The organism is Methylomonas rosea (genome assembly GCF_024505055.1).
GTDB lineage: Bacteria > Pseudomonadota > Gammaproteobacteria > Methylococcales > Methylomonadaceae > Methylomonas > Methylomonas rosea.
In genome coordinates, this window is record NZ_JANIBL010000047.1 from 1 (window position 1) to 15935 (window position 15935).

General features: G+C 48.2%; 14 protein-coding genes. All 14 read left to right on the plus strand.

Annotated elements, in window-relative coordinates:
- The first annotated feature begins 136 nt into the window (after nt 1–136).
- Nucleotides 137–1150, plus strand: coding sequence for a glycosyltransferase family 2 protein (locus NP589_RS14695; protein WP_256607665.1), 1014 nt, complete (start codon nt 137–139; stop codon nt 1148–1150).
- Nucleotides 1151–1222: 72 nt separating this feature from the next.
- Entirely contained in the window at nt 1223–2524 is a 1302-nt protein-coding gene (locus NP589_RS14700; protein WP_256607666.1) for a lipopolysaccharide biosynthesis protein, read from the plus strand.
- Nucleotides 2525–2531: 7 nt separating this feature from the next.
- The gene (locus tag NP589_RS14705; RefSeq protein ID WP_256607667.1) at nt 2532–3587 is read left to right on the plus strand and encodes a glycosyltransferase family 2 protein; all 1056 of its coding nucleotides are present in this window, start codon (nt 2532–2534) and stop codon (nt 3585–3587) included.
- Nucleotides 3588–3617: 30 nt separating this feature from the next.
- Nucleotides 3618–4388 carry a glycosyltransferase family 2 protein gene (locus NP589_RS14710; RefSeq protein ID WP_256607668.1) on the plus strand — a complete coding sequence of 257 codons (771 nt, stop codon included), beginning with the start codon at nt 3618–3620 and terminating at the stop codon, nt 4386–4388.
- Between the two features lie 242 nt (nt 4389–4630).
- Nucleotides 4631–5986, plus strand: coding sequence for a prephenate-dependent tRNA uridine(34) hydroxylase TrhP (gene trhP, locus NP589_RS14715; protein ID WP_256607669.1), 1356 nt, complete (start codon nt 4631–4633; stop codon nt 5984–5986).
- 14 nt (nt 5987–6000) lie between these two features.
- Nucleotides 6001–6486, plus strand: coding sequence for a ribonuclease E activity regulator RraA (gene rraA / locus NP589_RS14720; protein ID WP_256607670.1), 486 nt, complete (start codon nt 6001–6003; stop codon nt 6484–6486).
- 37 nt (nt 6487–6523) lie between these two features.
- Nucleotides 6524–7480, plus strand: coding sequence for a 4-hydroxy-3-methylbut-2-enyl diphosphate reductase (ispH, locus tag NP589_RS14725; RefSeq protein ID WP_256607671.1), 957 nt, complete (start codon nt 6524–6526; stop codon nt 7478–7480).
- Nucleotides 7481–7505: 25 nt separating this feature from the next.
- Nucleotides 7506–7862, plus strand: a complete 357-nt coding sequence (locus tag NP589_RS14730) for a rhodanese-like domain-containing protein (RefSeq protein WP_256607672.1) — start codon at nt 7506–7508, stop codon at nt 7860–7862.
- Nucleotides 7855–8253 (plus strand): RNA-binding S4 domain-containing protein, encoded by a 399-nt coding sequence (locus tag NP589_RS14735; protein WP_256607673.1) that lies wholly within the window; start codon nt 7855–7857, stop codon nt 8251–8253. Before NP589_RS14730 ends, NP589_RS14735 begins: the two co-directional genes overlap by 8 nt.
- Before the next feature lie 243 nt (nt 8254–8496).
- Nucleotides 8497–10296: a hypothetical protein gene (locus NP589_RS14740; protein ID WP_256607674.1), complete on the plus strand. Its 1800-nt coding sequence runs from the start codon at nt 8497–8499 to the stop codon at nt 10294–10296.
- A 22-nt stretch (nt 10297–10318) separates the two neighbouring features.
- Complete coding sequence (locus NP589_RS14745) at nt 10319–13261, plus strand: DUF748 domain-containing protein (RefSeq protein ID WP_256607675.1); 2943 nt, start codon at nt 10319–10321, stop codon at nt 13259–13261.
- 94 nt (nt 13262–13355) lie between these two features.
- Nucleotides 13356–13802: a hypothetical protein gene (locus NP589_RS14750; protein WP_256607676.1), complete on the plus strand. Its 447-nt coding sequence runs from the start codon at nt 13356–13358 to the stop codon at nt 13800–13802.
- A 108-nt stretch (nt 13803–13910) separates the two neighbouring features.
- On the plus strand, nt 13911–14198 hold the full coding sequence (locus NP589_RS14755; protein ID WP_256607677.1) for a hypothetical protein: 288 nt from the start codon (nt 13911–13913) through the stop codon (nt 14196–14198).
- A 110-nt stretch (nt 14199–14308) separates the two neighbouring features.
- On the plus strand, nt 14309–15901 hold the full coding sequence (locus NP589_RS14760; RefSeq protein ID WP_256607678.1) for a cyclic-di-GMP receptor FimW-related protein: 1593 nt from the start codon (nt 14309–14311) through the stop codon (nt 15899–15901).
- Nucleotides 15902–15935: the final 34 nt, after the last annotated feature.

Genomic DNA, 15935 nt, shown 5'->3' on the forward strand with positions numbered 1-15935 from the left:
CAGTATATTGTATATATTTTTCGAATAGTATTGTCGCCAACTGAAAAATATCGCAACCGATAGAGAGCTTTATATATCAACGCCACTTTGTGATAAGAAATATCATGAAGGCATCTAATGAGAATTAAAATAAATAATGACGACATCCATTGAATGGAATAATAACGTACTTGCCCCTGTTCTTATTACTTATAATAGAGAAAAATGCTTAAAGTCAACGCTGCAAAAATTTATCAGTGCTGGCTTGGTCGGAATTGAGCTGTGCGTGTTGGACAATGCTTCTACAGATAACACTAGCAGCGTAGTGGCGGATTTTCAAAAAATTTGGCCTGCTCTAAAGTACCATAAAAATAAATACAACATTGGTGGTAACGGCAATATATTGCGCGCCATAGAGATAACCGATTCCGAATATTGCTGGATTATAGGTGACGACGACGATTGGCATTTGCAATTTATAAATGAATTGATAGAAGTGCTAAGTTCTCAAGATGCGGATATTATTCGTTTAGGATGGTTGGTCGATGATCTTAATAAAGGTAAATATGTACCAGCAATGGATTTGGCTCGCACCGAACCATTGTTTTTTGCCAGTATCAGCATGATTTCCGCAACCATTATTCGACGCAACATTGCAGCGGCCCATTTGCCTTCTGCTTATATGAACATAGGTGATGCTTATCCGCAATTGGTATCAACAATGCTTTCTATGCAAGACCAGCCTCTTATGGTCTATAGCACAAGAAACGATTTAATGACACATACCCCAAATACCGCCCCCGGATATTATTTCGGTGACCTGGAGTGGTATGCAGGTTGGTTTAGGACTAGCCGTTTTTTGCAGGACAAAAAGCTCCGTATAAAATTTATTGGGGAAATTACTCAGTATATGACGAGGGATAGGAGTAATAAGAATGGCTGCTTGTGGCTAGTTAAGGTCGCTTTAAATTATAAAGCCCAAGGTATCAATCAATTTAATTATTTGCTGTCGATGATGGCTTATGGTGATGGCTGGCGTGGTCGTATATTCTTGGTATTATTAGCTTATTGTCTGATGCCTGGCTATTTGGCTGGGGGGCTGCGCCGATTCTATCGCAAGCTTTACAAGTTGCCCGAGCGAACTTTAACTGTTGATCGATCCAGGCTTTGAGTTTTTTTGCCTAATTAAATTTATAACTAGCCACTCCATTCATTGGATGCAGGGAACCCGAGGCAAAACGATATGCAGGTCGATAAGAAAACGTTAGCAGTTTTAGCGCAAAGGGGCTGGCAGGCTGGTGCGGGACTAATTACGCTATTTTGCATTGCACGATACTTATCGCCGGCCGAACAAGGCTATTACTACACTTTTGCTAGTCTCGCTGGTTTGCAGGCCTTGTTGGATATGGGGCTGTCAACCATATTGGTGCAACAGGCGGCGCATGAATTTGCCGAGTTGAATTGGTTGCCTCATGGAGCAGTTGTCGGGGAAAACGTCGGCCGCTATCTGGCGCTGACAAGAAAAGCCTTATGTTGGTATGCTGTTTCCGGTTTGCTGTTTTTGTTGGCTTATCCGGCTGGTTTGTATTTCTTTGGGAATCGGCCGCAGGAACTGGATTTAGCCTGGCAACAACCTTGGTTGATCCTAGTTATCAGTACGGCCGTAAGCCTGACCTTATTGCCGGTTTTGGCTTTGGTAGAAGGCAGCGGCAAGGTTGTGGAGGTTTATTCTTTGCGACTCGTGCAAGGTATTGTCGGTGCCATAGCCATTTGGTTTACGCTTCTTGAGGGCGGCGGCCTTTATGCGGTAGCCATGATGCCGGCGTCCGCTGCCTTGATCGCCTTGGTGTGGGCACTATTTCGTTATCCAAAGTTATGGGCGTCAGCTTTGTTTAGGACTACCGGAGACTTCGCTTGGTGGCGAGAGCTTTGGCCGATGCAGTGGCGTTTGGGAATCAGCTGGCTCTGCGGGTATTTTTTAACGCAGATGCATACTCCGCTGCTGTTTCAGACCCAGAATGCGGTGGTTGCGGGGCAAATGGGCGTAACCATGACTGTTTGCAACATGTTGGGTTTGTTAAGTTTAGCTTGGATGACGAGCCGAATCCCCGTGTTAGCCAAAGCTGCCGGGCAGCAGGAATGGGATTTACTGGACAATGAATTCAGCAAAGGTTTTAAACGTTCGCTTGCGGTATTTGTTATGGGGGCGATGTTTTTTGTCTTGATTCGCTATGCGGCGGATTATACGGCGTATGGCGTGCGTTTTTTACCGTTTTGGGAAACGGTTGTGTTGATCGGGGCAATTTTGTTTGCCCACATTTCCGGTTTATTAGCTATCTATCTCAGGGCACATCGTAAGGAGCCTTTTCTTTGGTTGTCCTTGTCGGGTGCGTTATTGACCGTCAGTGGCTCGGTTTGGCTGGCACCGATTTGGGGTTCAGCCGGTATCGTGTCGGTTTTGCTTGCAGTAAATGTTGGGTTTGGTTTTCCGACATCGCTACTGATGTGGGTAATGCTTCGTAAAAAATGGCACGCGACAATATAATAAAAATATGAATAAACATACTAGGCCCTTACTGACTATTGGCATTCCAACCTGGAACAGGGCGGACTATTTAGTTAAGAATATAGAGCAGATTATTTCTCAGCTTGGTGAATTAACTTACCCAATAGAAATTTTAGTATCCGACAATTGTTCTACCGACGATACTAAGGCTCGCGTTGAGCAGTATTTAAATAAAGACCTTCCGATACGGTATATAAGAAACTCGGAAAACATTGGTCCCGATCTAAATATAGCGCAATGCTTTAATCAGGCTGCCGGGCAATACGTTTTGATTTTTGGCGATGACGACTTGCTGATTGATGGCTCCTTAAAGCATCTGGAAAGTTTGCTGGCTCGGAAAAATTATGGCGTGGTTTCAGTTCGGGCATATGGTTACGACTTCGACTTTAGAGCTGAGTACCCAGGCGGCGGCGAGAAGTTGTACGAGTTTGCAGACTCAAACGAGTTCATTATTAAGTTAGGTAAGTTTTCAACTTTAATTTCCGTAAATATAATATCCAAGGATTATTTACAAGGTGTCGATGCTAATGATTACTGCGGAACTAATCTGGTGCACATTGATTTAATATACAGTGCCGCCTTAAAGGCGCCGGTTAATCTATATGTAGATAGTTATTTGGTGGCGTATAAACGGAATAACAGCGGCGGGTACTCGTTTTCCGATGTGTTCGTTGATAAGTTTGGCGCTATTGTTGATAAATATATCGATAGTGGATTATCGGTCGATACTAAGCATAAGCTCGAATCAGATATGTTGATAGGATACTATCCATATTATGTGTTAAGGGCCCGGTTGCAAGGAACTGAGGATTTAGGTATTGCCTATTCACGGTTCAATACCAGATTTTCTCGGCATTGGGCTTTTTATTGTTTTGTCGTGCCAATTTTTAATCTGCCAAAAGGATTGGCAATAACTTACGGTGCCATATCGGTTTTTATTGGGAGAATATTGACTGGTGACCTAAGACGCGGCTGTGCCTTTGCATGGGTGCGGTTGCGTAAGTTAGTTGGAGCTTATTCGTCTGATTTTAATTCGCTATAACTTCTTTCATGTATTTACTTTTTTAGGTTAATGAAAATATCGATTGTCACTGTTTCCTTTAATGCAGCAGAGTTTATTCAAGATAATTTGCAGTCAGTATCGGGTCAGGATTTTAATAACATTGAGCACATCGTAATCGACGGTGGTTCGACTGATGGCACCGTCGACATAGTTCGTAAATCCGGCCAGCATGTGGCCAAGTTTATTACCGAGCCTGATCGCGGTATTTACGATGCGATGAATAAAGGTATTTTTATGACATCGGGCGACGTAATAGGTACCTTAAACGCTGATGATGTCTACGCAGACGACACAATATTGTCCCAGGTTGCCGACATATTTTCCGATTCCACTGTAGACGTCTGTTACGCCGATTTGTTGTATGTCGATAGATATGATTCCTCCAAAGTGGTGCGATATTGGACGTCATGTAACTATCGTAAGGGATTGTTCGAGAAGGGTTGGATGCCGGCACATCCAACCTTTTTTGTGCGCCGCCGCATCTATGAACAATTCGGTGGGTTCGATTTACAATTTTCCAGACAAGCGGACTTTGAGCTGACTATGCGCTTTTTAGCCGTTAATAAGGCCAAGGCCGTCTATATTCCCAAAATTTGGATAAAAATGCGGACCGGCGGTATTTCCAACAATAGTCTGATCGGCATTGTCAAAGGCAATATAGAAGCTTATTACGCATGTCGAAAGAATAATCTACGTGTGCAAATGGTGGTGTTTATTCTGCATAAAGTTTGTTCTCGAATACCACAGTTTTTTAATAGACCAACAATTCCAGTGGGGTAGTGCTGTCTTTGTTCCGGCTGAGGTTTTTTAGATTTTAGAGAGCATTTTCTAATTCGTAATCGTCGCTCCCGCATAAGTGGAAGCCCAGTGAGTTCGACAAACTAGGTTCGCTTTGCAGTCTATCGGCTGCCGAATGCGCGGAATGACGAATTTTTAGAGGTCTTTCTTAGCCCAATGTTTGCCAAGCCCTGATAGGGGCATTTTTTGCTAAAATGCGCATCAGCTCATTTTTAAGTACAACCATGAAACACATCGAACTTCTCTCCCCCGCCGGCACCATTCGTAATATGCGTTACGCTTTTGCGTTCGGCGCCGATGCAGTTTACGCCGGGCAGCCGCGTTATAGTCTCCGCGTACGCAATAACGATTTTATGGCCGATAATTTAGCCAAAGGCATTGCCGAAGCGCACCAATTAGGTAAAAAGTTTTTCCTGGCCGCCAACGTCATTCCGCATAACGCCAAAGTCAAAACATTTATTAAGGATATTGAGCCGATCATTGCGATGGGGCCGGATGCTTTGATCATGGCCGATCCCGGTTTGATTATGATGACCCGCGAGCAATGGCCGGACATGCCGATTCATCTGTCTGTGCAAGCCAATACCGTGAATTACGCCAGCGTCAGATTCTGGAAAAGTATGGGCGTGGAACGGGTGATTTTGTCGAGGGAATTGTCTTTGGACGAGATCGCCGAGATTCGTCAGCAATGTCCGGACATGGAGCTCGAAGTATTCGTGCATGGAGCGCTGTGTATAGCCTATTCCGGTCGCTGCCTGTTATCCGGATATTTCAATCATCGCGATCCAAATCAAGGTACTTGTACCAACTCTTGCCGCTGGAAATACGATACCAAGCCAGCGGTGGAAAATGCCGAAGGCGATTATTTGTTGGCCGATAGCGCGGTCATTTCCATGAACGATTTGAACCAGGGTTTAAATACTGCCAGTTGCGGTGGCGCTGATCGGCATCCTCTGGCCGACAACATCTATTTCCTGGAAGAAGAAGGCCGTCCGGGCGAATTGCTGCCGGTGATGGAAGACGAGAACGGTACGTACATCATGAATTCCAAGGATTTACGCGCGATTGAGCATGTGCAGCGCTTGGTAGAAATCGGTATCGACAGTCTGAAAATCGAAGGCCGCACCAAGTCGCATTTTTACGTGGCGCGCACCGCACAGACTTATAGACAAGCAATAGACGATGCGTTGGCGGGTCGGCCATTCCAGCCCGAGTTGCTGGGTATCCTGGATAATCTGGCCAATCGCGGCTATACCGACGGCTTTTATCAACGCCACCATACCCACGAACACCAAAACTACCTGTCCGGTTACTCGAAAAGTCATCAGCAGCAGTTTTGCGGCGAAATTACCCATTACGATACCGAAACGGGTTGGGCGGACATTAGCGTCAAGAACAAGTTTTCGCTGGGCGATAAGCTGGAATTGATTCTGCCGCACGGCAATCGGGATATAACAGTGGAGAATATGGTCGATAAATACGGCCAGCCCATGCACGAAGCGTCCGGCGGCGGTTATGAAGTGAAGATTCCGCTGCCCGACGCCGATTGCCGGTACGGATTGCTGGCGCGTTATTACTAGCCTTTGGAGGCTGAATGTCATTTCTTACCGGAGCTTTATGTGATCGTTATTCAAGCCTGGAAAACTTTCAAATTGCCGAGCCCTTGTTTCGATATTTCGGCGGTAAAAGCCAGTTCAGCGGGCAAATAACTACTTTAAAAGTGTTCGAGGACAACACCTTGGTACGCACCGCACTGGAAGAAAAAGTGACTGATCGGGTGCTGGTGATCGACGGCGGGGGCTCTAAACGTTGTGCCTTGTTGGGTGATACCTTAACTGCTTTGGCAGTGGAAAATGGTTGGCAGGGTATCGTCGTCTACGGCAGTATTCGCGGCTCGGAAGCTATTAATAAAATGCCGATTGGTGTGGTGGCTTTGAATACACATCCACTATGCAGCAGTAAGCACGGGCATGGTCATAGAGACTCAGTGATCACGTTTGCCGGGGTCAATTTCAAAAAAGACCATTATCTGTATGCCGATAGCGACGGAATTATCGTCTCGGAAACAAAATTGGATTAAAATCGCTTTGTCTTAACCAAGTAAAATACTCAAGAATATGCAAATCGTACTCGCTAACCCTCGTGGATTCTGTGCCGGCGTTGACCGGGCTATTGAAATTGTCGATCAAGCGATCGATACCTTCGGCGCGCCTATCTATGTGCGGCACGAAGTGGTGCATAACCGTACAGTGGTCGATGGCTTGAAGGAAAAAGGCGCAATTTTTATCGAAGAACTGAGCGACGTGCCGGTCGGTTCGTATTTGATTTTTAGCGCCCACGGCGTGTCCAAGCAGGTACAAAAAGAAGCCGAAGAACGCAAGTTGACGGTATTCGACGCGACCTGTCCCTTGGTTACTAAAGTACACATGCAAGTTGCCAAACACGCCAAACAGGATAGGGAAGTAATTCTGATCGGTCATGCCGGTCATCCCGAAGTGGAAGGCACCATGGGTCAATACGACAAGTGCACCGAACATGGTGACATTTATCTGGTTGAAACCCCGGATGATGTAAAAAACCTGAGGGTCAATAACCCGGATAATTTGGCCTATGTGACGCAAACCACCTTGTCTATGACCGACACCAAAATAATGGTCGACGCCTTGCGCGAGCAGTTTCCGTCCATCAAGGAGCAGAAGAAAGACGATATTTGCTATGCCACGCAAAACCGCCAAGACGCGGTCCACGACCTAGCGAAGATTTCTGATCTGATCCTGGTTGTCGGTTCTCCTAATAGCTCAAACTCCAATCGCTTGCGGGAAATTGCCGAACAGTTGGGTAAACAGGCGTTTTTGATCGATACCCACAAGGATTTGAAACAAGAGTGGCTGAACGGCATCGACGTCGTAGGCGTCACTGCCGGTGCGTCAGCGCCTGAAGTGCTGGTACAGGAAGTCATTAATCAACTGAAGGAATGGGGCGGCGAAACCACCCAGGTTCGTGAAAATAAAGGTATAGAAGAAAAAGTGGTATTCTCGATTCCGAAAGAATTGAAAAAACACATGGAAGCTTGATTCCGTTTACGACTGGAGAATTTTTATGAGCGTTACTGCCCAAGAACTGGTGGCTGCCGCCAAACAACAGATTACTGAAATCGACGTGGCAACCGCGCAAACGCGCTTAAGTAATTTATTGCTGGACGTGCGCGAGCCGGCCGAATATGCCGCCGGGCATTTGCCGGGAGCCGTCAATATTCCTCGCGGTTTGTTGGAATTTAAAATCGACAGTCATCCGGATTTCCAAGGCCGGCAACAGGCGGACATAGTCGTCTATTGCCAGACTGGCGGGCGTTCGGCACTGGCTACTCAGGTATTGAATCAACTGGGTTATGGCGGCGCAGTCAGTATGGCGGGTGGTTTTAAAGCCTGGACGGAGAGCGGTTTAAGCGTTGAGTGAGTTAAACCAAGTCCGCATCGATAAGTGGCTATGGGCCGCGCGTTTTTTCAAGACGCGCGGTTTGGCCGCCGATGCAGTCAACGGTGGCAAAGTGCATGTCAACGGCCAGCGTTGCAAACCGGGCAAGGAAGTGAAAGTCGGCGATGTGATTAGCGTGACCAAGGATCAATACAGTTGGCAGGTCACAGTCACCGATCTGAATAAACAACGTCGTCCGGCGCAAGAGGCTGCGGCACTTTACAGCGAAGACCAAGCCAGTATCGACAAGCGGCTTAAGCAAATCGAGTTACACAAGCAGCAACAAGCCTTGTTACATCCGTCCGAACGCGATCATAAACCCAACAAAAAACAACGCCGGCAAATCCATCGCTTCAAACAGGACGCGCTGTAAGCTCTATTGCAGCGTCGAACAAAACAATAGCCACAAAACACACTTCAATTTATCATTCCCGGCTAACTTGCATGGAATTAGTGCTTGAATAGCGTCTATCCTAGGGCATCAACTACGCCTTAGGATAAATTTTATCGATTCACGATTAAGCGGCGCCTAAGAACTCGATTCTACATTTAAACGATACTGCATCGGGCGCATAGTGCATGCGTGCCTGGGTTGCGCGACACCATAGGATATTTAATGTCGATACGTTGTTTTTCAGTCCTTATTATTGCATTGCTAACTAGCGGTTTGCTGGCCGGTTGCGCCACGACCCGGCAAATTGCCGTCGATTATCCCAAAACTGAATCCATGCCGATCAAGCCGCTACGCGGTCAAACCGCCGTGAGCGGCGATGATTACTACGTGCAATTGGTATCGGACTTTGATTTCAAGGGTGACAATGCCCTGAAAGGCGGTTGTAGCGATGTGGGTGGTCATTACGAAAACGGCGACCTATCTGCGGCGCTGGTATTTAGCGTGCATAACGATCCGCTAAAACTGAAGCGAGAGGCCAGCGGCTTTTTGTATCAAGCCACCACCGGCAAATGCAATTTCAAACTGGAAACCAAAAAATCCTATCTGACGCCGTGGTTACGGCTTGATTCCAGCAAGGACACGCTGATCGAATACAACTTTTTGACCAGCAACAGTCACGAAGCCAACCTGTCTCAGTTGATCAGCGACGTTAATGCGGCCAGTAGTTTGTTCGCATTTACCGGCGTTGGCGCCGGTATGGCGGTGATGGGCAAACTAGCCGGCAACTGGGTGGAAAGCAATCCGCAAGTGGTGGCCAAGAATCCCGCTTCCGGGGCCGCAGGTGCCTCCGGTAACGGCAAATACAGTTCCGAGACACACTCCTTACCTGCTAGCGTGGTATTGGCGGGCGACAGCAGCAGTTTCAATCAAATTCGTCTGGGGGTTTATGAGGTGGTCGAAGGCGGCTTGAGCGCTTGGTCTTCCGAAAGCAAGCTGCTGGGTGAATTGCGGGTATACCCGGAAATTGTCTCGTCCTTATTATTGAAAACCTCCGGCGATCTGCCGCCCGACGCGCATGATTTGTCCCTCGACGAATTATGGCGGGTGCCGATTCAAACCGCCAACGGCGAAGTGAGTTTGCGGCAGTTGATCGATCAGGTAGACCCTGCAGCCAAACCCAATTTGCAACCGGATTGGCAGAATTATCCGGATGTGGAAAGCCAATGCCGGCGCTTGAAGTTGGCGATGAAGGATTTGGGCTTCAATAAATTCGATCGCAATGCGGTGTTGTATTATTTCTTGAGTAAAACCTCGCCGGATTGGAAAAATTTCAATATCTCCGCGCAGCGGGCTATGACCGACGAGATCCGTCCCAAGCTGCTGGAACAATATCGGACTAAGGACTTCGCCGGCTGTCTGGCCAGTGAGGACTACACCGTGATGAAAAGCATGAAATTGGCGGTTAACACCGAGCAGGATTGGGAAGCGCTGACCAACTCCAGGCAGAAAAAAGAAGGTGTCATCAACCCGATTCAATCGGCGGCCCGGCAATTTTTATCGGCCTTGCAAAACCCCAATAAAGACGAGGCAGCCCGGCAGTTGTACCCTTTGTTAAATACCGAAAAAGGCGGGAACGGCACGGTGTTACTGCAAAACCATTTGAGCAACTTTGGTTTGGAAACGCTGCTGCAAGTACCGACGGTTGCCGACGAAGGCGTGCTGATCAACGCCGGTCAGTTGGCGGGCGTGTTTAGTGGTCTGAGCGTCGAGACCTACAGTTGCGCGCGTCCGGCTCAGGATCAAGGCCAGCCTTTGGCGAATATCGGCATCATGCTGTTTGTCACCAAGCCCGGCAGTCCGCGCGAAAAAGGCGGGGCTTTGGAGTTTGAGTTAGTGCAAGGCAAGATTGCCCGCCTAGCTTTTCAGCATCCGTCCTTCCGCGATTTCGAACAAAACTTGGCCGATTATCCGGATCTTGGCGGATGCCGGATAGAAGCCGATTTGTTGAATAAGCTGCACTAATTTGCAGCGCGTGGTGATGACAATGAATCGGAGAAAAGGCTTGATCGCGGCGTTGGGGCTAATCGCGCTTTTGGCTATCTATGCCTTTTTGGGTTTTTACCTGGTGCCGACACTGGCGTTGAAAAAACTGCCGGCCTTGCTGTACGAAGAAACCGGGCAACAAGCCCGGCTGTCGGCGATTCGCTTCAACCCATTTAACTTCACGTTGATGGTGGAAGGCTTTGCCTTGGGGCCTATAGACGGCAAAGACCTGGTGGGCTTCGAGCGTTTATTCGTCGATTTGGACGCAGTGGAATCGGCAAAGCTCCGCGGTGTGGTGTTAGATGTCATCGAGTTGAATAATCCGCAATTCAATATCGAACGTCGCGCCGACGGCGCATTCAATTTTGCGGATATAAAAGTCAAGCAATCAGAGTCGCAGCCTGACCCAAAAGACAGTGGCGGCGATAGCTTGGCGCTGTTGGTTCATCAAATCGCGATTAAAGAAGGACGCATAAGCTGGCAGGATGCTGTTACCGGTCAAGTGCTATCTGAAAACCTATTACCGCTCAATTTAACGCTCAACGAGTTCAGTACCCAAGCGGCAAGCAGCGCGGTCGGCGATTTGAGCATGGGTTTGGAGTCGGGCGGTAATATCGAATGGCATGGCGATTTCACAATTGCGCCACTGGCTTCAAAGGGTCATATAAAGTTGGAAAAAATTGGTTTGGCAAGAAGCTGGCAATTATTTTTGCAACAAATCCTGCCTGTGGAAATCGTCAACGGTCTGCTCGGCTTGCAAGTCGACTACACGCTTGCCGAAGCGCCGCATGGTTTGCTGACAAAAATCAGCAACGGCAATGTCGACATCAAGCAGCTGGAAATCACCGAGAACAATCACGGCAAGCTTTTAGTTAGCGTGCCGGCCTTGGCGGTCAGTGGAATTAATGTCGATGTTAATCAACAGCAAGTTGAGATTAGCGCGATATCCAGCAGCGATGCGGCGATTAGCGCATGGTTGCAAGCGGACGGCATTGTCAATTACCAGGCCTTGTTTGCCGGCGATACCGCAGCTCCAGCCGCCACTCAGCCATCGGCAACACCAGTGGTTACGGAAGAAAGCAAGCCGTGGCTGGTTAAAGTGGATGAGTTAGCACTTAACAATTACAACATTCATTTTACCGATTTCAGTCTGCCGAAGCCGCTGGAACTGCAACTGAGCGAGTTGAGTTGCAAATTGCAGAAATTCAGCACGCAGGACGGCGGCAAATTGCCTGTGCAATTGAGCAGCAAGTTTAATAATACCGGCGGTTTGAAAGTTGACGGTGAGATGAGTTTGCAGCCCTTTACGGGGTCTTGGGCGCTGGATATTCAGGATATTAATCTTAAAGTGTTCCAGCCTTACCTGGATCCATTCTTGAAATTGGAATTGGTGGATGGCGACTTTAGCGGGAAGGGTAATCTGCAAGTGGCGGTTGCCGAACCACTGCAACTCACGTATCAAGGCGGTGCCAATTTAGAAGGCTTGGTGACCCGTGATCAGGTCAAGAACGTGGATTTCTTGAAATGGTCCAACCTGGAGGTGTCGGGGATAGACATCGATTTGGCGAAACAGGATTTCAAGTTCGCCAAGGTGATGTTTGATCGTCCTTACCTGCGGTTCAATATTAAGAAGGACGGCAAAACCAATATCGACGACCTGATGGTGTCGCAAACGCCCGCAAAACCGGCGCCAGCCGCCAAAGTGCCTGCAAAACCGGCGGCTGACAAACCCGCCGAACCGCGTGTCAGTATCGGTAAAATCGAATTGAAAGATGGCAAATCCGATTTCTCAGACTACTCCTTGATTTTGCCGTTCGTGGCGGCCATGAACAGTCTTAACGGCGAAGTCAGCGGATTTTCGTCGGATAAAGACGCCGAGGCCAAGTTGGCTTTAAAAGGTAAGGTTTACGAGATGGCCTCGGTGGGCATCAAAGGCAAATATCAATTCGATACGGGTGATTCGGATATTGCCCTAAATTTCACCAACATGCCTTTGCCGTTGATTACCCCTTATATGGCTGAGTTTGCCGGCTACCGGATTGAAAAAGGCCAAATGGCTCTGGATTTGCGCTATACGATCAAGCAGAATCAGTTAGCTGTGCAAAATAAATTACTTATTGATCAGCTGACGCTGGGTGAGCATGTGGAAAATCCCAATGCGGTGTCCTTGCCCTTGCATTTGGCGATTGCCTTGCTGAAAGATGCCGACGGCAAAATCAATCTGGATTTTCCAATCACCGGCAGTTTGGAAGATCCGAAATTCAGTATCGGTTCCTTGCTGGCCAATGTCTTGGTTAATCTGATCTCCAAAGTAGCTCTGTCACCGTTTAAGGCGCTGGGTTCGCTGCTGGATGATGATAAGGATTTCAGCGCTGTGGCTTTCGCGCCAGGTAGTGCTGAATTGGCTGTCGAAGAATCCGCGAAATTGGATCAGCTTAATAAAGCCCTGCTTAGCAAACCCGAACTGACCCTGGAAATCAAAGGGATTGCCTATGAAAACATGGATTGGCCGGCGATGCGTTTTGAAGCGGTAAAGGATGTATTGAAAAAAATGCGCTCAGGCGAGTTGCGCGACAAGGGCGAGAAAGTTCGGCATGAATACATTGAATTGTCCGACGATGACTATAAGCGTTTGCTGGCTAAGTTTTTTGGCGAAGTCTTTCCGCTGGAGATGGACAGATCGTTATTGGGCAAACCACGTATCAAGAGCAATCCGGACGCCGATTTCTACCCGTTGGCGCAACAGAAACTGGAAGGTATTTTTCCGCCCGATCCGCAGCGTCTTAACGATCTGGCGATTGCCAGAGCCAACCATATTGCGCAGTATCTGGCCGATCCCGGCGGCATTAGTAAAGACAGGCTATATCTGCTGGCAACCGAGCTGAATCAGGCCGAAACAGCCGATGGGATTAAATCGGTGTTATCGTTGAGCGCTTCACAGTAAACGGAAGCTTACACTGTTTGTAATATAATGACGTTTACGCAGCGATGGTGGCGCATCGGTTTGTATTTAAGGTTTTATAAAAATGGAGATTCTAATGACAACCCAGTTTTTTCGATTTATTCCGTTGTTGGCGCTAAGCCTAGGCGGACTGTTTTTCGTGTCTCCGGCAGCCGCCCAATCGCTAACATCCTGCACGATGACTTACAAGCTGAGCGGCTGGTCACTCGTTTATAAGCAATACGATGGCCTGGGTAATATCAGTTGCAGTAACGGACAGCGGGCACAAGTTGCACTGGCTTCGAAGAGTATAGGTTTTACGATCGGTAAATCGGAAATCGAGGGCACCGGGGTGTTCTCCGAAGTTAGAAATCTGAATGAAATTTACGGCAGTTTTGTTGCCTTTGAAGGGCACGCCGGCGCCACCAAGTCGATAGACGGGCAGCTACTAACCCGCGGCGAAATTTCTTTGGCACTCTCCGGCAAGGGCCGCGGTATAGACATTGGCGTGACTCTGGGCGCTTTGACTATCTCGCCTAGATGATCGGTTTTTGCGTCACCAGTGCTTACCGATAAGATTCGAGGTTTTACTGATTATGACAATGTTAGGTGGCCAGTGCCGTTTATAGTCCGAGATCAGGCAGGGGCAATTGTGCAACTGCGCGACAGCGGCGACGAGTGGCTCGACGTCGACCACCCGGAAGTGACGGTATTTTTACAGCAGCTCTCCAGCGATAAGGCCAGGCAAGCCTTGTCGGCCACCGATAACGATATGGTCAGGGTGATAGACGATTTGGTCGATTTACTGGTGGCCAATCAGGTACTGATTTTTACCGAGCTTCCCGAACGCGTGCAAAGCAAATTATTGGCGAGGAAACAACTCAGAAAGGATGTGAATGCCTTGCGAAATTTGATGATAGAAGACGAAGGGTTGTTCTAGACCATGGCTGATGGCGTAGCAACGCAGAATGCTGTTGGTTTTGTCGCCTATTGTGATGTCATGCCGAATAGGGAGGGCTTCGCAGTACTTTCATCATTAATGGATTCTTTGTGAAAAACTCTTTTTTTCTGGTCATCCCCCAGCAAAAAAATGATCCCCAATTATCCGCGTCGTTTACAGACGATGCGTTGCGGCAATGGATAGCCGAACTGCCGACGGCCAATCCCGGTCTGGCTGCCCGTTTATTTTATGAGTTGCTGGGTGAATTGATTTCAGTGGAAATGCCGGCGGCAAAACGCCTGCATGCCCTGGAGTTACTCAGAGACAGCTTTTACTTGATCGACGATTATCTGCGCTCTCGGCTGATCAAATTCGGTTTCCCAAAGGGTGAAAGCGAAAAAAAAATATTCGGCTTGGCCTGCGCAATCGAAAGACAATTTACCATCGGCTATTGGAGCGTGGTGAAGGACTTGACCCGCCGCGAAATCGGCTGGTTGCAGGGTAAGTCCACCGCGCTGGCGATACAGCGGACTATCCGCGGCTTGAGCCGCATTGTGATAAGTCATTACATGATGAGCTATCCGGTGCCGGATTGGATCTGGATCGATTTGCACTCCTTGTATAAACTCGCCGTGAAGCTGGATAAGGCTAGTTCCAAGGTGGCCGATCAGGGCGGTATATTCAGCAAACTGTCGTCAGTCGAAGACAGCTATAAACAAATATTGCTGCTGAGTTTGGCCTACCCATCCGGCTTGATGCAGAAAGAGTTTCAATTGGTGTATGAGTTTTTGGAGAAAATCAGCGATTTTCTGCAAATCGAAACCAAACCGGTAGCCGAACAAGCCGTGCAATGCGCGATTTTAATGGACGAAGACTTGCCGCCGGCTTTTTTGCTGAACACGACGCCAACGGATCGCAGATCTGATTCGGCCATGCTTTACCTGAATCTGACCAAGTTGGGTAAAGTGATCAAGCAGGCAGACAAATTGTGCAGCAAGGAGGAAGCGCGCTTTAGTTCGCTTGAGATCGATAAAAATAATCATCAAAAGCTATCGGCGGAACTGTTCGACTATCTGATGCAGCGCTGGCAAGGTAGGGAGCCGCAAGGGACGGTATATTTTGCCGATCGGCTGGATAGATATGTGGCTATTGGTTTGGAAACGACCTATGATCTATTGGAAACCGGTAGACCTGGTTTGGAAACCGGCCTGGAAATACGTGCCGAGACTGACTCTGAGCGCGCATTGTCCTGTAATTTCCACAAGGAAGGCGTGCTGTCCATCGGCAGCTTGGTTAGCTTTCGCAAGATTGACGCGATGCCGCAACAACGCTCGCTCGGGGTGGTGTGCAAAATACTGCTGCCCAAGCAGGACTCCAAGCTGATATTCGAGGTGATGGTGATCGCCGCCCAAGCTTTTCCGGTTGCTTATCAGGCGCTCGAGGCGGATACCGACTCGGAGCGCAAGAAAGCCTTAATTTACGGCATAAGAGATAACGAAGGCGAAAAAAGCTTTATCATCATGGATTCTTTTCGCTTGAAAGACGGCGATTTATTGCGAATGTTTATGGGACATGAGAATTTTCCCATCATTTTGAACGGCCGCAGAAATATCGGCTTGGGCTACTGGCAGTTCGAGTGCCGGCGTATTCTGGACGACGTGATTCCCACCCAGAACAAGAAGAAAGGCTATGATTTTATATAACAAAGACGATTGCCGGCCGGTTCCGAGAGGGAAT